This window comes from Thiocystis violascens DSM 198 (genome assembly GCF_000227745.2).
GTDB lineage: Bacteria > Pseudomonadota > Gammaproteobacteria > Chromatiales > Chromatiaceae > Chromatium > Chromatium violascens.
In genome coordinates this window covers 3,424,095-3,444,732 of record NC_018012.1, presented here as the reverse complement: position 1 = coordinate 3,444,732, position 20,638 = coordinate 3,424,095, and the positions used below count along the sequence as shown (strand labels likewise).

Here is a 20,638-nt window from a genome sequence, read left to right as displayed (position 1 = left end):
GCGCGATTTTCTGAAGATTTAGCCCGACATGATAGACCAAATGACCGCATCGCTGGCGCGCATCCGTTTCGTGCTGGTCGAGACGACCCATACCGGCAACATCGGCGCCGTGGCGCGGGCGATGAAGACCATGGGTCTGTCGCGCCTGGAACTGGTGGCACCCAAGCATCCGCCGGACGCGGAGGCGTTGGCGCGCGCCTCGGGCGCGGACGATCTGCTGGAGCGAGCCGGCCTCCATGCGAGCCTGCCCGACGCGCTGGCCGGCTGTCGTCTGGTGATCGGCGCGAGCGCCCGTCTGCGCACCATCGAATGGCCGCTGCTGGAGCCCTCGGCGTGCGCGCGGCAACTGCTCGACGAGGCCGCCGAGGACGATGTCGCCCTGGTCTTCGGGCGCGAGAGTTCGGGGCTTTCGAACGTGGAACTGGCGCGTTGTCATGCGTTGGTGCACATCCCGACCAATCCCGATTTCAGTTCGCTGAATCTGGCCGCGGCGGCGCAGGTGTTGGCCTACGAGATTCGCCGCGTGGCGCGCGAGGAACGCGGCGAGCGGCTCCTCGATCCGCCGCGCGAGTTGGCGACGGCGGACGAGATGGAAGGCTTTCATGGTCATCTGGCCGAAACGCTGCTGGCGATCGGTTTCGGCGATCCCGCGCAATCGCACAAGCTGATGCGGCGTCTGCGGCGGCTGTTCAATCGGGCGCGTCCGGATCGTGTCGAGATGAATATCTTGCGGGGGATTCTGAGCGCCGCCCAGGGTCGCAAGCGCGCCGGGCGCGCCACGCGCGACGAAGGGGAGTCGTCATGAACCTATTTCACGAATTGATCGCCGCCCGTGTCGATGCCTGGCGCGCGGAAGGCTATCCGTGCGCGGACTATCCCGCCATCGCCGAAATCCTCGGCCATGCCATCGATGACGAACGAACCGGCCATCTACGCTACCTGCGCAAGGCCCAATTCCGCGCGCTGGAAGTCTATTGGTTTCTCCGGCTGGTCGAGGGCACACCGAAAATTCCGGACCTGTACGCGCGCTGTTTCCCCAAGAAAGCGGAGCGCCGCGAGGCACTCGGACTCTCGGCCAAGGCATTCGAGGATGCCGATTATGATTTCGACGTCCTATTCGCGCGCATCCGCACCGATAACGCCTTCGTCCGCGCCAATCATCTGGAAAGTTTGCGCGAGACTCTGACGCTCGATTACCCCTCCTACATCCTGGCCCTGGCGATGGGCGCCGGGAAAACCATCCTGATCGGCGCCATCGTCGCGACCGAATTCGCCATGGCGCAGGAATATCCGGACGGACCCTTCGTGCAAAACGCCCTGATCTTCGCCCCAGGGAAAACCATCATCGAATCCTTGCGCGAAATCTCGGACATCCCCTTCGGCAAGCTCCTGCCGCCCCGTTTCGAGAAGCTGTTTGCCGCCAGTCTGAAACTGACCTTTACGCGCGATGGCGACAAGGAACTCTCCGGCGTGATCGACGGCAGCGCCTATAACCTGATCGTCACCAACACCGAAAAGATCCGCATCCAGAAACCGGCCGTGCGCGGCAACGGGCAGCAATTCCGGCTGTTCGCCAATACCAAGGCGGAAGAGGCCGAGGAAATCGCCAACCTTCGGCTGCAAAAGATTGCCAGCCTGCCCCATCTGGCGGTGTTCTCCGACGAGGCCCACCACACCTATGGGCAGAAGCTGTTGGGCAAATGGGAGAAAGACCCCGATAGCGGCGAGCCGGTTTTCAAGGAACAGGGCATCAAGAAGGTGCGCCGCACGGTGGATTATCTCGCTCAGGAAACCAACCTGGTGGTGGTCGTGAACACCACGGGCACGCCCTATTTCGAGCGGCAACCCCTGCGCGATGTCGTGGTCTGGTACGGACTCGGGGAGGGCATCCAGGATGGCGTACTGAAGGACGTCGCCGGCAACATCAAGGTCTTCAGCCTGGACGACGAACACGGTTCCCTATTGGTTTCCAAGATCGTGACCGATTTCGTCGACACTTATTGGGAGACGCGACTTCCGGACGGCTCGCCGGCCCGTCTGGCGCTCTATTTTCCGACCGTCGCGGCCCGCGACGAACTGCGAACCGCCATCGAATCCACGCTTGCCCAACGCGCCATTGCTCCAGCGGTCTTGCTGGCGGTGGATGCCAAGTCAGCGGAGACGGTCAAGGCCGAGTTCTACCGTCTGGCCCATGATCCGAGTGCCCAACACCGCATCGTGCTGTTGGTGAACATGGGCACCGAGGGTTGGAATTGCCCCAGCCTGTTCGCCTGCGGTCTGGTGCGGCGGCTCACAGGCAGCAACAATTTCGTCCTGCAAGCAGCGACTCGCTGTCTGCGTCAGGTTCCGGGCAACGCTACCCCGGCCCGCATCTATGTGTCGCGGGAAAATGAATCCATCCTCGAACGGCAACTCGTCGAAACCTACGGCACCACGCTGAACGATCTCAACGCGACGCAAGCCGAACGTCTCGAAAAAGACATCCGTCTGCACAAGCCGGATCTACCGCCCCTGTCGATCAAGAAACGCGTGCTGCGGTTTCGGCGTCGCGCGGACCCTTCCGGTGTCTCGCCCCTGGCGTTTCAGCGTCCCGAGATTGACGCCCCGCTGGCCGGGCGACTGGACACCTGGTCTATCGTCGAGGTGGGCGGACGCGGCCAACTGACCCGCATCGATACCGAGGCGCTGCACGCCGAACCCGACACGCTCGATCTCTATTCCGCCGCCGGTGGACTGGCCGCCAATTACCATCTGCCCATGTCCGAACTGCTGGCCGCCTTGCGCGCCCTCTACGGCGCGGGGGCGACGATTCCGGTTCATCATCTGGACGCCCTGTCCCAACAGATCGAAACGCAACGGCGCGAGTACGAGGAAGACTGGCAGGAGGTCGAAATCGCCCTGGCCCTGGTCAAGCCCGACGGCTTCCAGCGGCACACCGACGCGGACGGCACGCCTTTTTATACCGCCCGGATCAGCTTCGAGAAATCGCGCGAACACCTCTACCGGATGGCGGACAGCTTTCCGAACCAAGGCTTCGCGCGGGACAAATCGTTCCATTACGAAGGCTACAACTTCGATTCCGAACCGGAAGCGGCCTATCTGGAACAGGCGCTCAATGTCATCGCGCAGTACGCGGAGAACGTCGAGGGTGTGTGGTTCACCGGCGGATTGACCGACCCCTCCAAGACCGATCTGTACGCCGAATATCTGGGCGAGGATGGCCGCTGGCATCGCTACACCCCGGATTTCGTCATTCTGCGCAAGGATGGCAAATGTCTGGTGGTGGAAGTCAAATCCGAGCAACATCGAGCCGACATCGCCGCCGATCTCGCCAGAGCCGACACCGGCCAGCAACCCCGGAGCCGGGAAGGCCGCAAGGCGGTCGCCATGCGCCAACTGACCGACATCGACCCCGAGCGACTGACCTACCGGGTCATTTTCGCGGGGAACGTCTTGCCGGCGGAAGCCTTGGAAGAGACCCGGCGCTTCGTCGCCCAAGACTAAGGTGATTTCCGGAAAAGTTTATACCCACGTTCGCGATGACATTGCATCCGTTCGTGGTGAGCTGGTCGAACCATGAACGGATGCAATGTCGGCTTCGGAGCACGATTTCCGTTCGTCCTTCGACCAGCTCAGGACGAACGGAAATCGGTAAAGTCTTTCCCGGAAATCACCTAAAACGAGGATCGCACCATGGGCTTGATCTACACCAGCATCACCCTGAGCAATGTTCGCAAACCGGACATCAAACCGCTCACCGTCCAGGCCCTGGTCGATACGGGCGCGGTTCATCTCTGCATTCCCGAACACATCGCCCTGCAACTCGACCTGGATACTTACGAGGAACGGGAAGTGGAAACGGCGGATGGCTCCTCGCGTCGGCGGCCCTATGTGGGGCCAATTCTCGCGGGCTTTGAAAATCGCCGCTGTCTCACCGGCGCGATGGTGCTGGGCAATGAGGTTTTACTCGGCGCCATTCCGATGGAGGACATGGATCTGGTGATCCATCCCGGACGCCAGACCGTCATGGTCAATCCGGCCAATCCCAATTTCGCGGTCAGCAAGGCGAAATCATTGATGACGATCCAGGATCTGGAGGATGCCGCGCTCGTGCGCGAACGCGCCGCCGGTCCCTTTATCGATGTCAGCCTCGATGACTTATAGGCTGCGTTTCCATGCACTGCCCGCTCGTTCCCACGCTCCAGCGTGGGAATGCCGGCGGGTCGTTCCAGCGGCCCGTCCGGTCACGCGACGCTGGAGCGTCGGCCCTTGCTCCCACGCTGGAGCGTGGGAGCCAGAAGAGAAGACTCAACGTGGAGCACGCCATGCAAGTCCAACGGCAATTTTTTGAGGTCACGAGTCGGCAATTGGTGATCGATTTACCAGAGTCGTTCGTTAACCATCGCGTTGAGGCGATTGTATTGACGGTCGATGACGGCGAGCCATTGGCAACCGTCGCTCGCCGCCGGTCGCATCCCGCGATTGCCGGGAAAGGAAAAACGCTGGGCGATATCGTGAGCCCCATTTTCGATGAAGGGGATGCGCTCGCGGAACTTGGCAAGGATGTGCGCACCTTGATTGCCGACAGCGAACCCGTCGCACTCGGCGAATTCCGCCTGGATTTAACCGGATTCCAATTCGCCCGGGACGAGGCCAATGCCCGCTAAGGTGATTTCCGGGGAAGATTTTACCGATTTTCCGTTCGTCCTGAGTCCTGAGCGGAGCCGAAGGGTCGAAGGATGAACGGAAAATCGCGCTCCGAGGTTGACATTGAATCCGTTCATGGTTCGACAAGCTCACCACGAACGGATTCAATGTCGCCACGTCGCCACGAACGGCTGCAATCTGGTATGAGCTTTCCCAAAAATCACCTAAACATTTTATCAATACCAACATCCATCCATTCATTCTCTAACGGGCCAATCCCGCGACATTCCGCATCCTCTTTGGAGCAATCCCTTTGCATCCTTCCCAAGACGTCAAGATCGCCAAGGCCAAGGGCCGACCCATGCTGCAATGGGTGGGCAAGAAGCCTTTGAGCACGGTTCCCGCCTATCCCGCCCAGCACATCGAGCGTTTCCAGTTAGAGACCGCGTCCGATCCCGTCGCCGACCTGAATTGGAGCGATTGGCCGGAGCGTTACCCGCGCGGCGGTCTGCTGTTCCACGGCGATAACAAGGATGTGCTGGCGCACCTGTTGGCGAATGGGTTTCGGGGCAAGGTCAAGCTGATCTATATCGATCCGCCGTTCGATTCCGGGGCGGATTATGTGCGCAAGGTGAATCTACGCGGGACAGCGAGCGCCAAGCTGGATGGCGAGGATTACAGTCTTGGTGAGCAGGTTCAATATACGGATATCTGGGCGAACGACAATTACTTGCAGTTTATGTATGAGCGGTTGTTGTTGCTTCGTGAACTGCTAAGTGACGCAGGCTCTCTTTATTTGCATTGTGATCCACGTCGAGGACATTTCATCCAGTGCATTATCGATGAGGTTTTTGGGGCGGAAAATTATCGTAATGAGCTTATTTGGAAGCGATCTGATGCTCACGGAAATGTCGGCCAAGGAACAGAGCATTTTGGGCCTGTGCACGATAAAATATTTTTTTATTCAAAAGGCGACAGACCAACATGGAATCTTCAATACACTCCGCTTAATGAAGACTATGTAAAAGGTTTTTATAGATATACGGAAAATGACGGCAGGAAATATAAGCTGGATAATTTGCTTGGCCCCGGTGGAGCAACAAAAGGAAATCCAGTCTATGAATTTCTTGGCGTCGTTAGAGCATGGCGTTATTCTAAAGAGAAAATGCAGAACATCTATGATGCTGGCAGAATAGTTCAAACCCGTCCGGGTACTGTTCCAATGTTAAAACGCTACCTTGATGACTCTAAAGGGGTACCCGTTCAATCAATTTGGACAGATATAAGTATGCTTCGTGGTTGGTCTGGCGAAAAAGAAGAATATCCAACACAAAAACCTGAAGCACTTATTAGTAGATTGATGCAATCGTCATCAAACCCCGGTGACATCATTCTCGACTGCTTCATCGGCTCCGGCACCACCGCCGCCGTCGCCCAAAAACTCGGCCGCCGCTGGATCGGCTGCGACATCAACAAGGGCGCGATTCAAACCACCGCGAAACGTCTGCAAACCATCATCGCCGACCAGTCGGTGGCGGAAGACGCACCCAAACAGCGTCAAGGCAGCCTACTCCCAGACGCAGACAAGGCGCCGCCCAAACCCGCGCAACTTGGCTTTACCGTCTGGCGGGTGAACGATTACGACCTCCAGATCCAGCACAACGAGGCGGTGCAACTGGTGGTCGAGTATCTCGGCATTCAGCGCATCAAAACCGACGCCTTTTTCGATGGCACGCGCGGCAACCGCCTGGTCAAGATCGTTCCTTTCAACCATCCGCTGACCCCGTTGGATCTGGACAGCGTCAAGCGCGAACTCGATGGCCGACCGGGCGAGGAGCGGGATATTCTGGTGGTGACGCTCGGCATGGAACTGACCGCGCGCGCCTGGCTGGAGCGGCACAACCGTAACCGCCCGATCAATCGCATTCATCTGATCGAACTGCGCACCGACAAGAAATACGGCGGCATCATCCAGCACGAGCCGGCGAGCGCGGAGGTCGCGATCCAGCGCGAGCGCACGCCTGACGGGGACATGTTGACGGTCGAGATCCAGGATGTCATGTCACCCAGCATCGTCGCGCGGCTTAGTCTGGACACTTCGCTGTTCCGCGCCCAGATTCCGGACTGGCGCGCGGTGGTGGATTGCGTCCTAATCGACACGGCGTACAACGGCGAAGTCTTCAATGTGTGCCTGTCGGATGTGCCGGAACGCAAGCAGGAGTTCGTGCAGGGGCGCTATGCGTTGCCCGCCCCGCCCGCGGGGAGCACGGTCGCGGTCAAGATCGTCGATATGATGGGCGAGGAAATTCTGCTGTCCCGCCAGGTCTGAATGGCCGCCGCCGAGCGCTGCGCCATCCTTTTCCGATCACGCACCATTCATCGCTGACCCAAACCTATGTTCGACCGACTGAAAGAAGACATCGCCTGCGTGTTCGAACGCGACCCCGCGGCGCGGACCAGTTTTGAAATCTTCACGATCTATCCGGGACTGCACGCGGTCATGGCCCATCGGCTCGCGCATCGGCTGTGGCGACACGATCTCAAGTGGCTCGCGCGGTTGCTGTCGAATCTCGCGCGTCTGTTCACCGGCATCGAGATCCATCCGGGCGCGGTGATCGGGCGACGCTTTTTCATCGATCACGGCATGGGCGTGGTGATCGGCGAGACGGCGGTAATCGGCGACGACTGCACGCTCTATCACGGCGTGACGCTCGGCGGAACCACCTGGCAGAAGGGCAAGCGCCATCCGACCCTGGGATGCGATGTGGTGGTGGGCGCGGGGGCCAAGGTGCTGGGGCCGATCGAGATCGGCGACGGCGCGCGTATCGGCTCCAATGCGGTAGTCGTCAAATCGGTCCCGCCCGGCGCGACCGCGGTGGGCGTGCCGGGCCGGATCATCGAGCCCGCCAGGGACGCGACTGCCCAGCGCCGCGCCAACACCGCCAAGCGCATCGGCTTCGATGCCTATGGCGCGACCCGCGACGCGCCCGACCCGGTCGCCAATGCCATCAACCGGATGCTGGATCATATCCATCACATGGACCAGCGCATGGAGGCCATGTCGATCGCGCTCGAAGCCCAGGGCATCATGCCCCACTTCGAGCACGACGCGGACCTGGATGCGATGGAAATCGACCCGGCGACCGATGCCGATCTTCCCCGTCCACGTGACCCTAAAGCGCGTATGGCTTAATTGATCGTTCTGCTCGGGTAACGTATGATGCTCGAAGTTTCTGTTGCAGGAGTCGATTTCACGTGAGACTGACGACCAAAGGCCGCTATGCCGTCACCGCCATGCTGGATCTGGCCATCCATCAGGGCAAGGGGCCGATCACGCTGGCCGACATCGCCCAGCGCCAGGGGATTTCACTGTCCTATCTGGAGCAGCTCTTCGCCAAGTTGCGCAAAAGCGCGCTTGTGACCAGCGTGCGCGGTCCGGGTGGTGGCTACAATCTGGCCCGTTCGCCGGCGGACATTCATGTGGCCGAGGTGATTGCCGCGGTGGATGAAAGCGTGGACACCACGCGCTGCGGCGGCGCGCACAATTGTCAGAATAACGGACCCTGTCTGACGCACGGTCTCTGGCACGATCTGAGCGATCGCATTTACGAACATCTGAATAAAATCAGTCTTCAGCAATTGGTGGATCAGCGCAACGATTTGGGCGAACGCCCCCCGACCACCTGTGCCGCGGTCGACGTGAAGCTCGGCATTCAGCGGATTGGCGCGCGCGCCTGAGACGCCGCCCGTCATCGGTCGCCGCCATCCGCGACCGCGCGGCTTTGCGATACTGTCGGCTGGCTGTCGCATGCCGGTTCGCCATTCAAGCAACGTCCAGGGATTGCCCGATGGAGCACATGCGATCGGCGATTGCTGACTCCATGGACGCGATGTCCAGTCCGCGCTCGGGGAAGCGGGCATCCGGGATGCCCTGCTTCCAGCACAGGAAGCGAGCGGTATCAGCATTGCTCCCAGGGCAAGCCATGGAACCGCCAGCCGCCGAGGCTGCTGCGGTGATGGTGCTCGTCCAAGTCGCCCTCGAACCCCTCGTCGACATGATAGACCGACTTCAGTCCATCGCGGATGAGCGCCTTTCCGGCATCGAGCGAGCGCTTTCCGCTGCGGCAGATGAGGATGACGGGCGCGCAGGAATCGCTGGTCTCGCAGGCCGCGCCGCCAAGCAGAAGCTGACGGATCTCGGTGACGAAGTGCGGATTGACGACCCAGTCCGGCTCATCGATCCAGGCGACATGCACTGCGCCCTTCGGATGGCCGACAAATAGAAACTCCATGGAAGAACGGATATCGACTAGGACGACCTGGGGGTGCGTTTCGAGCATCTCCAACGCCTCTTGGGGCGTCAGACTCTTCGGGTGATCGTCGCTCATTGGCATTGCCTTTTCTCATTTGGTGGTTAGTTGTCGCGATTCCGGAATCGCCTGAACGACGTTCCCGGTTCCGCTATCCCGCTGTTATCGGCGACCTGAGTGGACGCTCTCGTTGAGGTACTTCTTGTGACGGACAAATCGGTAAAACGTCGGCGCCCATTCGGGGTCGCGGTCAAGGATGCCTTCGCGCGCGGACTCGTGCGCCTGATCTCGCGCCTGCCGCTCTCCCTGATCCATCGCCTGGGCGCGGTCGCGGGGTATCTGGCAACCTTGTGGCCCAATCGACAGCGCCGCAACGCGCTCATGAACATCGCGCTGTGCCTGCCGGAGTTGAGCCGCGAGCAACAGATCAAGCTGCGCGACCGCAATCTCAGTGAGTTTGGCAAGACCTATTTCGAGATTGGCTATCTCTGGTTGCGTCCCGCCCGACAAGCGCTCGCGCTGGTGCGCGAGGTCCGGGGCGCCGAACTCCTCCAGCGCGAGCCGGGTAAGGGATTGATCGTCCTGTCGCCGCATCTCGGCGCCTGGGAGCTTGCCGGACTCTATCTGGCCGCGCAGGGGCCGACGGCGATCTTCTACAAACCCCAGAAATATCTCGACGACCTGATCCGCGCCTCGCGCGGTCGCAGCGGTGCCGAACTGGCTCCCATCACGGCCAAGGGAATCCGCGTTCTGGTCCAGGCGCTGGAGCGCGGCGACGCCGTGGGGATCCTGCCGGATCAGGAGCCCAAGGCGGATAAGGGGGCGGTCTTCGCGCCCTTGTTCGGGGTTCCGGCCTTCACCATGCTGCTGGTCAACCGACTCGCGCGGCGCACCGGCGCGCCCGTGGTCTTCCTGTTCGCCGAGCGTCTGGAGAAGGACGGCGGATTTCGGATTCACTGCATCCGGGCGCCCGAGGGGATCGACAGTGAGGACGACATCCAGGCCGCGACCGCGCTCAATCGCGGGATCGAACAATGCGTGATGACCTGTCCGGAACAGTATCTGTGGCCCTATAAGCGCTTTCGTCGCCGACCGGAGGGGGCGCCAAAAATCTATACGGGCGCGCTGGACGACGTCCATGTCTTCCGTCAGGCGGAGCGGATTCGACCGCGTCCGTCTTGAATTGTCCGGTGAATCCTGTCTATTCCGAAGCCTTTGGCCTCGATATGAATTTTCCTGGAAACCGCCTAAAGCGGTTTAACCCTTGATCTGGTCGGATGCGCTCTGGGTCTCGCCCTTGTTGTCCTTCCAGGTGACCGTGATCTCATCGCCCGCCGCACCGCCCTTGAACTTGAAGGAGAGATAGGGGTTCTTAGACACGCCGCCGCTCCAGTTCGCGGTCAGAACAACTTCATCCTTGTGTTTGCAGACGACTTCCTCGATGAAATGGGCCGGGACCAGTTCGCCGGTCTTGCTGTCCTTGCGCAGTCCGGTTTCCATGGGATGGCTCATCAGGCACTTGACGGTGGTTTCTTCGCCGCTCAACGTGGCGCGGATCTTGATGTCGGACATGGTCGATAACCTCGGTTTGGGGCTCGGTGGGTAGATTGGAGGATCTGTGCCGGATCAGGGCTAGCCGCCGCAACCGCCAATGGTGACTTTGACGCTCTTGGCATTCTGATAAAGCTTATCCCCCACCTTCACCACGGCGACCACATCGGCGGTCTCGGCCATTTTGATGCGGGTGGAAACGAACGGAATGGCGGATCCGCTGAAATCGAAAGACGCGATCAGTGGGGTCTGATTTTTGGAGGCGATGATGGCGATCGAGGTCACGCCCTCCAGATCGGTTTCGACCGTCACCGGCACCACGGCGCCGTTCTCGGCGATATCCGGCGCCTTGATCTTGATACGGTCGCTGGTCTCGGGCGCGTCGCTGCCCATCAGGCCGGTCAGCGCGGTCGGAATATCCTTGGCATGAAAGGCCGCCTCGTTCCAGTCCGCGAGCGCCAGACGCGGCGCAAGCAGGCCAACGGCGACTCCAACGGATCCAGCGGCCAGCGAGCCTTTCAGCAGGGTTCTGCGTGTTGCGTCGATCATCAATCGTCTCCTAATCGAACATGGGGGTTGGTGGAAATCTCGACGAACCGTTGTCGAGCGGTCATTTCTTGTTATTCATCAAGCCGCACTCTGCGATGGAGCGGCGATGTCAGGGCGAGCAGGTCTCGCGGACGGATGCCCGGCGATCCTTGCCGACGAGGCGGCCTCGATCCGAGCATACCGCAGTCGTCCAAGTCTTGAAACCGCCGCCAACCCGCCTGTCGGGCGTGCTGACGTCAGCCTTCGTTCAGGATCTGTCGCGTTCCCCGAACAAACCTTTTTCACGCCGCTTCCGGTCGCGCTCCTCTTCTTTCCAGGCATCGAGCCGGGCCTGGATTCGCGCCGCGTCATGATAGGCAATATCGCGTTGACGCAAGGCAATCTCAAGCTGACGGATCGCCGGTTCGGTGTCGCCCTCGGCATAGAGCTTCTCGGCGCGAAAACGATGCGTCGCGGCCTTGTGTCCAGCTTTCATCGCGGCCTGTTCGAGCAGATCGTAGAGCATCGCATTGCCCGGACGCAGCCGCTCGACCGCTACGAGTTCGTCCAGCGCCCGAGCCGGCTTGCCGCTGGAAATCAGTGCCTCGGCATAGGCAATGCGCAGCGGCCAACTGTCGGCGTAAAGACCGCTCGCTTGCTTCAGGTGATTGAGCGCGCGTTCGGTTTGACCCCGTTGCAGATCGAGCCGGGCGTCCAGCACGATGAACTCGGCCAGACTGGGGTGGGCGGCAAGCAGCTTCGCGGTCTCGGCCTGGGCGCCGGCAACATCGCGTGCGCGCTCCAGGGCCAGCGCATAGCCATAGCGTTCGGCGGTCTCGTTGCGATGACGCCCCTCGCGCAGGGTGTCGCGAAAGTGCGCCACGGACTGCTCCGCGCGCGCGTAGGAGCGTTCGCGCAGATTCGCGCGCGCGAGTTGAAAGCGCAGACTGTCCGGGCGTTGACGCGCGCCGAATTCGTCGGCGCGCGCGAGCGCGTCGGCGATGCGGTTGCTGTTGACCGGATGGGTGCGTAGAAACTCCGGCGCGTGGTTCTCGTAGAGCCGGCTCGATCTGGCGAGACGCCCGAAGAACCCGGCCATGGCGTGGGGATCGTGACCCGCGTGCGCCAGGGTGGCGATGCCGAGACGGTCGGCCTCGTTTTCGTTGTCGCGGGTGAAATTGATTTGACGCTGGATGGCGGCGGCCTGAATGCTCATGATGGCGGCCATCCCGGCATCCGAGGAGACCTGCGCCCCGAGGATGGCGGCGGCGACCAACAGGGCCGTGGCCGGAATGGAGATCTTCTGCTGATCCTCGAAGCCGCGCATCAGATGACGCTGGGTGACATGGGCGATTTCATGGGCCATGACCGCCGCCAGTTCGCTCTCGGTTTCGGCGGCCAGGATCAGGCCCGCGTAGACGCCGATATGGCCGCCGGGACCGGCGAAGGCGTTCACGACTGGCTCGTCGATGAGGAAGAAGGTGAAGTCGCCAGTGGCATGCCGATCCGCAGCGACCAGCGCGTTCCCCAGCGATTCGAGATAATCGGTCAGAATCGGATCGTCCAGCACCGGCAAGGCCGCGCGCACGCTGCGCATGAAGGCCCGGCCAAGACGCACCTCGGCGCCCGTGCTCATCATGGCGTCGGAGGAATTCCCGAGATCGGGGAGATCGAAGGATTGACCGGATGCCGGGCTGACGCAGACCAGGGCGAATACGCCGGTCGCGACCAGGAGTCGTCTGAATAGGAACGTGAACGAGGTCATGAACATAGCTGCATGGGAGTTGACGATCTGTCCCAGAGTTCCCGCATTAAACCGCGTCCAGAGTGACATGCGTCATTTTCATTTATTGTTGATCTCAAAGATTTACCCGACCTTGGTGGAGACGCGGTTTAAAATTTAATGGTTTTAAATTTTAAACCGCGTCAGCGCCGGCGGCCGTTGATCCTGATACAGCCGAACCCGGCGGATAACGGTGCATGCCACCCCGGACGCAGTTCAATTGAGTTGAATTCGCTGGCCCCAAGGCACCTTGGCGCGCCCCTTTACGAGCCAGATGACTGGAAAATGCGGCTCCAGCGCCGGAAACGGGCCATTGGCATCGGTGAAATAGACCAGCAGATCGGGCTGCGTTCCAGTTTGGTCGATCCAGTGAAACACCGGCAGAAAGTTGGTTCCGCCGCCGCCAGCGATCTTCTCCGGGCGGCGAAATTCCTCCCAGGGCTCGTAGCGAAACGGCGCGCCTTCGCAGAGATTGGCATCGCACGGAAGCAAAGTCACGCGCGCGCGCACCTGGCCTTTGAGCGCGTCGATTTCACCGATGAATTCGTCCAGATCGGCATCCTTGATGGAGCCGGAGGTATCGATCGCAACCACCAGATCGAGTTGATGACCGCGCAAACTGGGCAGGATGAAATCGCCATCGCGGCGGGAGGGCCGCTGATAACTGTAATCGTCGCGCGCGACGGCGGACAGATAGCGCGCCAGTAGCATGCGCCACGGCAGTCGGGGCTGGAGCAGATGATCGACCAGGCGCGCCAGCTCGCCGCCGAGCTTGCCCGCTTGCAGCGCCTGCTGAGCCGCGCCGGCCAGACGCTGCTGCCACTGGACCGCGAGCGTTTCCCGTTCGTCCGGCGTCAGCGGATTGGGCGCATCCGCCGCGCGACCGGTCAGGTCGTCCGCATCGACATTCCCTGTCCTCCCCTCACCTTCCCCGCCACTGTCCGGCGGAGTCCGCGGGCGCTCGCGCCGGTCGAGATCCGGCTCGGTCATCCCCGACTGGTTGCCGCCACGTTGGTTGTCCCGGTCGTAGGCGTGGGTGTCCAGGGTTTCCGAATCGTCCTGCTCATCGAGCAGCGGATAGATTTCCTCGGCGGTCAGCCCCTTGAATCGGGGCATCGACAGTGCATCGGATGGCGGCGTGAGTCCGTCGTCGATCAGAAGCGGATTGATCGCATGGTCGCAGGCCAGATCCCAGCGATGCCTGACGCGATGCTGACGCCGCGCGAAATGCGAGAGCGCGCAATGCAACGCCTCGTGCGCCAGCATGAACTGGGTCTGATCCAGGCTCAACGACTGGATATAGTCGGGGTTGTAATAGAAGGCACGGGCATCGGTGGCGGTGGTCGGGCACCAGTCGGCATTGGCCGCGCGCAGAGGCAGGCGCAGCACCAACGCGCCCAGAAAGGGCTTGTCCAGGATCAGCCGGGTACGGGCCGCGGCCAGTTTGGTCTCGATCGTCGTGGGATGGGTGGCCATGATCGTGGTCATTCGTAGAGCATGACATCCGAGACAATCTGCGCCCACTCGGCGAAGGCCGGCACCTCGAAGAGTCGGTTGCCGACCGCGCGCTGCAGATCGGAGACCAGCATCACGCCCATTTCGCGCTGGGGAAAGCGTCCGGCATAACGCAGGATATGGCTAATCGTTTCAGGGCCATTGGCATCCGACTGGGCGCGAATCGCCCGCCCGACCAGCGCGGCGGCGACGGCGTACTGGAGATCGATCTCGCGCGGCACCGACACGGTTTCGCCGCGCACGATGGCATCCAGATCCGGCATCTGCTCCAGGCTGTTGACGAAGGCCGTCAGCTCAATCCCCGCCGCTGGCCCAACGCAGGCTTGCAGTGCGCCCTGCAGCAGATCCGGTTGATCCTCGAATTTCCTCAGACCGCGATGGGCGAACTCCCAGGAGCGCGGCGACGGGAAGGCAACCGGGTTGTGGGCTGGATCGAAGTCGAACAGAAGTTCCGGGCGAAAACGCAGAAAGGCGATGACCCGCTCGTCGATGGCGTTGGCATAGGCCCAGGCAACCCAGTCATCCAGATTGACGTCCAGCTCGAAATGGGAGAACCGATTGGCCAGCGGCGCCGGCATGCTGTAGGTCACGCCACGGTCGCCCTGACGGTTGCCCGCGGCGAAAATGGCCCAATGTTGCGGAACGCGATACTCGCCAAGGCGTCGATCCAGGATCAACTGATAGGCGGCGGCGGAGACCGAGGGCGGCGCCGAGGTGATTTCGTCGAGAAACAGAATCCCGGCCGGACCATGGCGTTGCGTGTCCGGAAGCATGGCGGGAATCGCCCACTCCACCCGCTCCCCATCGCGGAAGGGAATGCCGCGCAGATCGCTCGGTTCCATCTGCGACAGCCGGATATCGATCACGGGGGCATGATGACGCTCGGCGATCCGGGCCACGATCTGGGACTTGCCGACACCCGGCGGTCCCCACAGCATGACCGGGGTATGATGGCCCTCGGCGGTGCTCAAGAATTCGCGATCCAGGACGCGAAGCAACTGGGCTGGACGCATGATGTAGCAGGATCCTCGGGTCGATGGGGCGACGACGGAGAACGGTCGTCATTTCCAATGTCAGGACTGTGGGTATCCGCCGGGCGATTCACAAGCGGATCGCATTGATCATTGTCATGGCATTCGAGCGCGCAAGGCAATTGCCTAACCTTCTTGTCACCTATTAGAAAAACGCTGTATTCTTATGTCCCTTCTCGTCACCGTTATCGCACCAGCAATGTGGAGACGATCCGTCCGAGAACCGAGTTTCGCACGATGAGGACTGGATGGAGCAGGGCCAATGGTTTTGCATCCGCCCATACAATAATATGACGGCCAAGTCCTAACCGACGATGCCTTCAACAATCGACCTTTCCCGGAGACCGAACATGAACCAGTTTTACTACGATGCCGTCACCAAAATGGAACAACTCGGTGTCGACGACGAATACATCCAAGGCTGGCAATGCGGCTTCCTGCAAAACCCCAAGCGCGAGGAGCAGCGTCTGACCGAAGCCTACGAGGCGGGTTACGGCGATGGCGAAGAGAAAAATACCGACAATTTCGGCGACTGGGTCAAGGGCTAAAACCGCTGCGAGCGGTGCTCGAAAAAGGCGGCGTGACCGCCTTTTTTTGTGCGCGTCACGCTTGCGGATTTTCTCCGACTAACCCGCCCGCCTGAGCGTCTGCAACGGCGGGCGGATCAGCAGCGGATAGGTGGCGAGCGTGCCCGCCAGTCCAATCGCCAGCCCCGAACCGAAGACTCCGATCACCCACAGCGTCGGATTGAAGCTGAATTCCAGACCAAACAACTGCTCGGCCAGCAGCCAGCCGGTCGCCTCGGCAAAGACCGACGCCAGCAGACCCGCCAGCAGACCGGCGGCGGTGAACTCGACGGCCAGACTGCCCAGCAGCGCGCGGCGTCCGGCGCCCAGGGTGCGCAGGATGCCGTGTTCGATCCGGCGATCCTCCAGGCTCGCCTGAATCCCCGCGTACATGACCAGCAGACCCGCAGCCAGAGTAAACAAAAACACATACTCAACCGCGAGTACGCCCCGGTCGACGACCTGACGAACCTGCTTGAGGATGGCGTCCACGTCCAGCGGGGTGACGCTGGGGAAGCGTCGCGCCAGTTCCGGGATGACCGCCTCGCGGTCGGTGGGCAGATAAAAGCTGGTGATGAAGGTCGCCGCCTCGCCGCCCAGCAGCGCGGGCGAGGCGGTGACGAAGAAATTGACGTTGAAGCTGTCCCATTGCACCTCGCGCAGACTGGTGACGGGACCGCTGACTTCGTGCCCGGAGACCCAGAAGGCCAGTTCGTCGCCCAGTTTGATCCCGAGCGTCTCGGCGATGCCCTCTTCGACCGAGAATTGCGGCGGTGCGGCGGCGTCCGTCCACCAGGCTCCGGCGACGATCCGGTTGTCCGGTTGTGACTTGTCGCCATAGCTCAGATTGAACTCACGGGTTGCGAGCTGTTCGGCGCGCGGATTCTCATAGTCGGACGGCTTGACCTCGTTCGCATTGATACGGACCAGACGGCCGCGAATCATGGGGTAGAGTTCCGCCGTCTCGATCCCCGATTCGCCCAGGAATTGCTTGAGCGGCACGACCTCCTGAGGCTGGATATTGATCAGAAAGGTATTCGGCGCGCCCGCTGGCAAGCTGTCCTGCCAGGTTCGCAACAGATCGACACGCACCACGGCGAGCAGTAGCAGGGCCAGGATGCCGATCCCGAAGCCGGCGATCTGCAACACCGCGCCGCTCGGACGTCGCGCCAGGGCGGCCAGCCCGAGCCGCCAGATTCCCCGCGCCCGACCCGCCAGACCGCCGGCCAGACGCACCAGCGCCAGCACCACGAGGATCAGGCTCGCCAGGGCGCCGAGCACGCCGACCAGCAGCTTCCAGGCGAGCGCGAAGTCATTGGCCTGCCAGACGATCAGCAGGGACAGCGCCAGTCCAGCCGCCGCGAGGGTGAGCGCGGCGGACGCGCGGGGCGTTCCCAAATCCCGGCGCAGCGCCCGCAAGGGCGGCACCCTGGCCAGTTGAACCAGCGGCGGGAGCGCGAACCCGAGCAGCGCGATCATCCCGGTGGCGACCCCGACCACAACCGGCGCGAGCGACGCTGACGGCAGATCGGCCGGGAACCAGTCCGACAGTGCCGCGGCCAATCCCAGTTGTCCAAGCCAACCGACCAGACAGCCCAGCAGGCTGGCGATCAGCCCGAACAGCACCAGTCGCAGGACGAAGATTCGGATCAGCAGATGGCGCGGCGCGCCCAGACAACGCATGACGGCCACCGCGTCGGTCTGACGCTCCACCAACCGATGGCTGGCCAGGGCGATGGCCGAACCCGCGACCAGCAGGGTGACCAGCGTCGCCAGACGGAGGAAGCGCGAGGCACGATCGACGGCGGACGCGAATTCGGGCCGCGCGTCGCTGGCGTCGTTGAGCGAGGTGTTGGGCGAGCGTCGCGGTTCCACCCAACCTTTGAAACCGTCCACCGTGACGGCATCGCCGGCCAGCAGCAGTTTATAGGTGGCCCGGCTGGCGGGACCGATCAGCCCGGTGGCGTCCAGATCGGCATGATTCATTAGCACGCGCGGCGCCAGATTGAAGAGACTGCCGCCCTCGTCGGGCTCATGGCTCAGGATGGCGCCGATGCGCAGGCGCGACTCGCCCAGGCTCAGCATGGCCCCGATGTCGATCCCGAGCAGTCGCAGCAGGCGCGATTCGACCCAGATCTCGCCCGTCGGCGGTCCGCCGAGGACGGCACGCTCCGGGCTGTCGAAGCCGTCGCGCAGGCGCAATTGACCGCGCAGCGGATAGGCGGGATCGACCGCCTTTATCTGGACCAGTTGCGGCGCCCGGTCGGCGACCGCCATGCTACGGAATTCCAGCAGGCGCGCCCGGGCAAGCCCGCGTGTCTCGGCCTCGTCCTGGAAACTCGCGGGCAGCGGCGAGGATGACTCGATGGCAAGGTCGGCGGCGATGAGTTCGCTGCCCTGACGCTCCATGGTGGCCTCGACCCGATCGGTGAAGAACCCCACCGCCGTGATGGCCGCGACCGTCAGGATCAGCGCGGCGGACAACAGATAGAGTTCGCCGCTACGCCAATCCCGGCGCAACAAACGGAGCGAGATGCGCCAGGCCATCATGACAGCGGCTCCAGATGTCCGTTGTCCATGCGCAACCGGCGGTCGCAACGTTCGGCGAGTCGCAGATCATGGGTGACCAGCACCAGTGCCGCGCCGGCCGCCCGGCGCAGGTCGAGCAGCAGGTCGATGATGTGCTCGCCGGTAACCTGATCCAGGTTCCCCGTGGGCTCGTCGGCAAAGAGCACGGCGGGACGTGGCGCGTAGGCGCGGGCGATGGCGACGCGCTGTTGCTCGCCGCCGGAGAGTTGGCGCGGATAGTGCCCGGCGCGCGCGGTGAGGCCGACCCGCTCCAGCGCCTCGTCGGCCCGTTGCGCGGCCCGTGCATCGCCTGTCAACTCCAGCGGCAGCAGGATGTTCTCGCGCGCGGTCAGCGTCGGCAGAAGCTGGAAGTTCTGAAAGACGAAACCGACGCGGCCGCTGCGCAACGCGGCGCGTCCATCTTCGTCTAAGTCTTCAATACGCTGGCCGCACAGCCAGACCTCGCCCGCGGTGGCGTCGTCCAGACCCGCCAGCAAGCCCAGCAGGGTCGATTTGCCCGACCCAGAGGCGCCCAGAATGGCGACCGCCTCGCCGGCCCCGATCTCCAGATCCAGTCCCGCGAGGATGGTCAAGCCACCGACCGGACCGTTAACATGCTTGCCCAATCCCATCGCACTGGAGACGGCTTGAGCCGATTGCACTGACATGATCCGACTACTCCTGATTAGTGTTCTCTCGCTACCCACGGTCGTCCTTGCGCAAGCCCCGATCATCCTGGCGCTCGGCGATAGCCTGAGCGCCGGTTACGGACTCGCCCGCGAGGACGGCTGGGTCTGGCTGCTCGACCAACGCCTGAGACAGCTCGGTCTTCCGCATCAGGTGGTCAATGCGAGCGTTTCCGGGGATACGACGGCTGGCGGGTTGACGCGATTGCCATCGTTGTTGGAACAGCATCGCCCGGAGGTCATGGTGATCGAACTAGGTGCCAACGACGGACTGCGCGGTCTCGATGTCCAGGTCATCCGCGACAATCTGACCGCGCTGATCCGCCAGGCTCGGGCCGTCGACAGCCGAATTCTGCTGGTCGGCGTGCGTCTTCCGCCCAACTACGGTGCGGCTTATACCAACGAGTTTCAAGGCGTGTTCCAAACGGTCAGCAAGGCCGAAGGCGTGGCGCTTGTTCCCGATCTGCTCCAGGACGTGGCCGAACACTGGGATCTCATGCAGCCCGACGGGATTCACCCCACCGCCGAGGCTCAGGGACGGATCCTGGAGAATGTCTGGCCGGTGCTTGAACCACTGGTGCGCGCCACGTCGGGAAGCGGCTCCTGAACGTCGCATTTTTCCCCAGATGCCCCGATATTGCTCATTGACTCGCGGGAGGACTACCCGAATTGGAGAATGACGCATGAACACGGAAACCTTGAAAGAAACCATCAAGCGCGAACTACCGGGGCTGGTGCGGGATGACCCCGCCCTGCGCGCCTTCATTCTGGACATCACGCGACCGGAATATGCCGGACGGGCGGAAACCCAGGATCGTTTTTACGACATCCTGGCCGAATTGCGCCGGGACCGGGAAGAACAAGCCCGCAAGTGGGACGAACAGAAACGGGAAGATCAACGCAAATGGGATGAGCAGAAACAGGAAGACAAACGCAAATGGGATGAGCATAAGCAGGAATCGGATCGCAAGTGGGAGGAAAGCCGGCGGGAATTCCAGCAGGTCCATGAAGAAATCATGGCCCAGGCAAAAAAGTTCGACCGCTCGATCGGCGCCTTGGGCGCTCGCTGGGGCATGCAGTCCGAAAAGGCCTTTCGCGACGCGCTGGCCGGCATTCTGGAGGAGAACTTCGGCGTCCAGGTCATCAACGTCAATGACTATGACGACGCGGGCGAAGTCTTCGGCCGTCCGGACCAGGTGGAACTGGACGTCATCATCCAAAACGGCCTGCTCCTGATCTGTGAATTGAAATCCTCGATCGATAAGGCGGGGATGTATATCTTCGAGCGCAAGGCGCGCTTTTACGAGCGCCGGCATGGCCGCACGGCCAACCGGCTGATCGTAATTTCGCCGATGATCGACGCCCGCGCCGCCAAGGTCGCTGAACGGCTGGGCATTGAAACCTATGGCGATTCGGTCGAGGTGAATGCCTTGTAACCAAACCAGCCGCTCCC

The 20,638-nt window shown here is 62.0% G+C and carries 19 protein-coding genes; 11 read left to right on the top strand and 8 right to left on the bottom strand.

The window, feature by feature from the left end; translation table 11 throughout:
• Nucleotides 1–40 precede the first annotated feature (40 nt).
• The 7 genes from THIVI_RS15255 (at nt 41) to iscR (ending at nt 8,385) form a co-directional block, all read left to right on the top strand.
• Nucleotides 41–805: an RNA methyltransferase gene (locus THIVI_RS15255; protein WP_014779438.1), complete on the top strand. Its 765-nt coding sequence runs from the start codon at nt 41–43 to the stop codon at nt 803–805.
• Complete coding sequence (locus THIVI_RS15250) at nt 802–3,504, top strand: DEAD/DEAH box helicase family protein (protein ID WP_014779437.1); 2,703 nt, start codon at nt 802–804, stop codon at nt 3,502–3,504. The genes THIVI_RS15255 and THIVI_RS15250 overlap by 4 nt, the downstream gene beginning before the upstream one ends.
• Nucleotides 3,505–3,693: 189 nt before the next feature.
• The gene (locus tag THIVI_RS15245; RefSeq protein ID WP_014779436.1) at nt 3,694–4,164 is read left to right on the top strand and encodes a clan AA aspartic protease; all 471 of its coding nucleotides are present in this window, start codon (nt 3,694–3,696) and stop codon (nt 4,162–4,164) included.
• 161 nt (nt 4,165–4,325) lie between these two features.
• Nucleotides 4,326–4,667 (top strand): hypothetical protein, encoded by a 342-nt coding sequence (locus THIVI_RS15240; RefSeq protein WP_014779435.1) that lies wholly within the window; start codon nt 4,326–4,328, stop codon nt 4,665–4,667.
• Nucleotides 4,668–4,960: 293 nt separating this feature from the next.
• The gene (locus THIVI_RS15235) at nt 4,961–6,976 is read left to right on the top strand and encodes a site-specific DNA-methyltransferase (protein ID WP_014779434.1); all 2,016 of its coding nucleotides are present in this window, start codon (nt 4,961–4,963) and stop codon (nt 6,974–6,976) included.
• Nucleotides 6,977–7,042: 66 nt separating this feature from the next.
• A complete protein-coding gene (gene cysE, locus THIVI_RS15230) occupies nt 7,043–7,840 on the top strand; it encodes a serine O-acetyltransferase (RefSeq protein WP_014779433.1) in 798 nt (265 codons plus the stop codon).
• Between the two features lie 62 nt (nt 7,841–7,902).
• Complete coding sequence (iscR, locus tag THIVI_RS15225) at nt 7,903–8,385, top strand: Fe-S cluster assembly transcriptional regulator IscR (protein WP_014779432.1); 483 nt, start codon at nt 7,903–7,905, stop codon at nt 8,383–8,385.
• A 221-nt stretch (nt 8,386–8,606) separates the two neighbouring features.
• Here the strand turns inward: iscR and THIVI_RS15220 are convergent, their stop codons facing one another.
• Nucleotides 8,607–9,035 carry a rhodanese-like domain-containing protein gene (locus THIVI_RS15220; protein WP_014779431.1) on the bottom strand — a complete coding sequence of 143 codons (429 nt, stop codon included), beginning with the start codon at nt 9,033–9,035 and terminating at the stop codon, nt 8,607–8,609.
• A 126-nt stretch (nt 9,036–9,161) separates the two neighbouring features.
• Between THIVI_RS15220 and THIVI_RS15215 the strand changes: the two genes are divergently transcribed.
• Complete coding sequence (locus THIVI_RS15215) at nt 9,162–10,139, top strand: lysophospholipid acyltransferase family protein (RefSeq protein ID WP_014779430.1); 978 nt, start codon at nt 9,162–9,164, stop codon at nt 10,137–10,139.
• A gap of 75 nt (nt 10,140–10,214) precedes the next feature.
• Here the strand turns inward: THIVI_RS15215 and soxZ are convergent, their stop codons facing one another.
• From soxZ to THIVI_RS15190, 5 genes are all read right to left on the bottom strand, one after another.
• Nucleotides 10,215–10,529 carry a thiosulfate oxidation carrier complex protein SoxZ gene (gene soxZ, locus THIVI_RS15210; RefSeq protein ID WP_014779429.1) on the bottom strand — a complete coding sequence of 105 codons (315 nt, stop codon included), beginning with the start codon at nt 10,527–10,529 and terminating at the stop codon, nt 10,215–10,217.
• A gap of 60 nt (nt 10,530–10,589) precedes the next feature.
• Complete coding sequence (gene soxY / locus THIVI_RS15205; RefSeq protein WP_014779428.1) at nt 10,590–11,057, bottom strand: thiosulfate oxidation carrier protein SoxY; 468 nt, start codon at nt 11,055–11,057, stop codon at nt 10,590–10,592.
• A gap of 247 nt (nt 11,058–11,304) precedes the next feature.
• Nucleotides 11,305–12,801: a M48 family metalloprotease gene (locus THIVI_RS15200; protein ID WP_041447647.1), complete on the bottom strand. Its 1,497-nt coding sequence runs from the start codon at nt 12,799–12,801 to the stop codon at nt 11,305–11,307.
• A 234-nt stretch (nt 12,802–13,035) separates the two neighbouring features.
• Nucleotides 13,036–14,307: a vWA domain-containing protein gene (locus THIVI_RS15195; protein WP_014779426.1), complete on the bottom strand. Its 1,272-nt coding sequence runs from the start codon at nt 14,305–14,307 to the stop codon at nt 13,036–13,038.
• A complete protein-coding gene (locus THIVI_RS15190) occupies nt 14,304–15,347 on the bottom strand; it encodes an AAA family ATPase (protein ID WP_014779425.1) in 1,044 nt (347 codons plus the stop codon). The genes THIVI_RS15195 and THIVI_RS15190 overlap by 4 nt, the downstream gene beginning before the upstream one ends.
• A 368-nt stretch (nt 15,348–15,715) precedes the next feature.
• Between THIVI_RS15190 and THIVI_RS15185 the strand changes: the two genes are divergently transcribed.
• Nucleotides 15,716–15,913, top strand: a complete 198-nt coding sequence (locus THIVI_RS15185) for an Alvin_2107 family globule sulfur oxidation protein (protein WP_014779424.1) — start codon at nt 15,716–15,718, stop codon at nt 15,911–15,913.
• A 78-nt stretch (nt 15,914–15,991) separates the two neighbouring features.
• On the opposite strand, the gene THIVI_RS15180 is transcribed toward THIVI_RS15185, so the two are convergent.
• Both THIVI_RS15180 and THIVI_RS15175 read right to left on the bottom strand, forming a co-directional pair.
• On the bottom strand, nt 15,992–18,481 hold the full coding sequence (locus THIVI_RS15180) for an ABC transporter permease (protein ID WP_014779423.1): 2,490 nt from the start codon (nt 18,479–18,481) through the stop codon (nt 15,992–15,994).
• Nucleotides 18,478–19,167 (bottom strand): ABC transporter ATP-binding protein, encoded by a 690-nt coding sequence (locus THIVI_RS15175; RefSeq protein WP_083845764.1) that lies wholly within the window; start codon nt 19,165–19,167, stop codon nt 18,478–18,480. The genes THIVI_RS15180 and THIVI_RS15175 overlap by 4 nt, the downstream gene beginning before the upstream one ends.
• Here THIVI_RS15175 and THIVI_RS15170 point away from each other — a divergent pair.
• Nucleotides 19,166–19,792 carry an arylesterase gene (locus THIVI_RS15170; RefSeq protein ID WP_014779421.1) on the top strand — a complete coding sequence of 209 codons (627 nt, stop codon included), beginning with the start codon at nt 19,166–19,168 and terminating at the stop codon, nt 19,790–19,792. The genes THIVI_RS15175 and THIVI_RS15170 overlap by 2 nt on opposite strands.
• 76 nt (nt 19,793–19,868) lie before the next feature.
• Nucleotides 19,869–20,621, top strand: coding sequence for a PD-(D/E)XK nuclease family protein (locus tag THIVI_RS15165; RefSeq protein WP_014779420.1), 753 nt, complete (start codon nt 19,869–19,871; stop codon nt 20,619–20,621).
• Nucleotides 20,622–20,638 lie beyond the last annotated feature (17 nt).

What these genes read in the sequence shown, in the direction of transcription:
- soxY (WP_014779428.1), bottom strand. Translation starts at nt 11,057, where the DNA reads ATGATCGACGCAACACGCAGAACCCTGCTGAAAGGCTCGCTGGCCGCT.
- THIVI_RS15245 (WP_014779436.1), top strand. Translation starts at nt 3,694, where the DNA reads ATGGGCTTGATCTACACCAGCATCACCCTGAGCAATGTTCGCAAACCG.
- THIVI_RS15240 (WP_014779435.1), top strand. Translation starts at nt 4,326, where the DNA reads ATGCAAGTCCAACGGCAATTTTTTGAGGTCACGAGTCGGCAATTGGTG.
- THIVI_RS15170 (WP_014779421.1), top strand. Translation starts at nt 19,166, where the DNA reads ATGATCCGACTACTCCTGATTAGTGTTCTCTCGCTACCCACGGTCGTC.
- THIVI_RS15195 (WP_014779426.1), bottom strand. Translation starts at nt 14,307, where the DNA reads ATGACCACGATCATGGCCACCCATCCCACGACGATCGAGACCAAACTG.
- THIVI_RS15165 (WP_014779420.1), top strand. Translation starts at nt 19,869, where the DNA reads ATGAACACGGAAACCTTGAAAGAAACCATCAAGCGCGAACTACCGGGG.
- cysE (WP_014779433.1), top strand. Translation starts at nt 7,043, where the DNA reads ATGTTCGACCGACTGAAAGAAGACATCGCCTGCGTGTTCGAACGCGAC.
- THIVI_RS15250 (WP_014779437.1), top strand. Translation starts at nt 802, where the DNA reads ATGAACCTATTTCACGAATTGATCGCCGCCCGTGTCGATGCCTGGCGC.
- THIVI_RS15255 (WP_014779438.1), top strand. Translation starts at nt 41, where the DNA reads ATGACCGCATCGCTGGCGCGCATCCGTTTCGTGCTGGTCGAGACGACC.
- THIVI_RS15200 (WP_041447647.1), bottom strand. Translation starts at nt 12,801, where the DNA reads ATGACCTCGTTCACGTTCCTATTCAGACGACTCCTGGTCGCGACCGGC.
- THIVI_RS15185 (WP_014779424.1), top strand. Translation starts at nt 15,716, where the DNA reads ATGAACCAGTTTTACTACGATGCCGTCACCAAAATGGAACAACTCGGT.
- THIVI_RS15175 (WP_083845764.1), bottom strand. Translation starts at nt 19,167, where the DNA reads ATGTCAGTGCAATCGGCTCAAGCCGTCTCCAGTGCGATGGGATTGGGC.
- THIVI_RS15190 (WP_014779425.1), bottom strand. Translation starts at nt 15,347, where the DNA reads ATGCGTCCAGCCCAGTTGCTTCGCGTCCTGGATCGCGAATTCTTGAGC.
- soxZ (WP_014779429.1), bottom strand. Translation starts at nt 10,529, where the DNA reads ATGTCCGACATCAAGATCCGCGCCACGTTGAGCGGCGAAGAAACCACC.
- THIVI_RS15180 (WP_014779423.1), bottom strand. Translation starts at nt 18,481, where the DNA reads ATGATGGCCTGGCGCATCTCGCTCCGTTTGTTGCGCCGGGATTGGCGT.
- THIVI_RS15220 (WP_014779431.1), bottom strand. Translation starts at nt 9,035, where the DNA reads ATGAGCGACGATCACCCGAAGAGTCTGACGCCCCAAGAGGCGTTGGAG.